At 66.8% G+C, this 560-nt stretch carries 1 pseudogene; it reads left to right on the top strand.

The features are described 5' to 3' along the window. Positions 1-62 precede the first annotated feature (62 nt). Positions 63-560 (top strand): annotated as a pseudogene (locus AC3WLN_RS24060) (transposase); the annotation flags it as partial.

Below are 560 nucleotides of genomic sequence, written 5' to 3'. Positions count from 1 at the left end.
TGATCCTCCCCCGCTTTCACGGACACCTCTGATACGCTTCTTGCGGGCGGGGAAGGTGTTTGATGGCCAAGACGAGACGCGAGGTCACCCTCGAGTTCAAACGCGAGGCGGTGGCCCTGCTGGAAGGTAGCGGCCGGCCGCAGATGCAGATCGCAGCCGAGCTCGGGATCCAACCCTCGATGCTGAGGCAGTGGCGCTCGGCGCTGATGGGTGGCTCCCCACCACCGCGGGCAGCAGGGTCACCGGGAGCCGCGCCTGCGAGCCCAGTGGCGTCCCCCTCCGACCAGGCCGCCGAGATCGCCCGTCTGCGGCGTGAACTCGACCGGACGCGCATGGAGCGCGACGTCCTAAAAAAGCGATCGGCATCTTCGCGGAGATGCCCAAGTGACGTTCGCTTTCATCGAGCGGCATGCGAACACCTGGCCGGTGCGTCTCATGTGCCGCGTGCTCGAAGTCTCCCCCAGCGGCTACTACGGCTGGCGGTCACGTCCCGAGAGCGACCGGTCGGTGTCGAACCGTCAGCTCCTCGACGACATCCGGCGGATCCATGCCGAGCATCA

This window comes from Methylobacterium sp. FW306-05-D (genome assembly GCF_058782155.1).
Note: the sequence above shows the minus strand (reverse complement) of the source record. Positions and strands in the feature narration are given on the sequence as shown.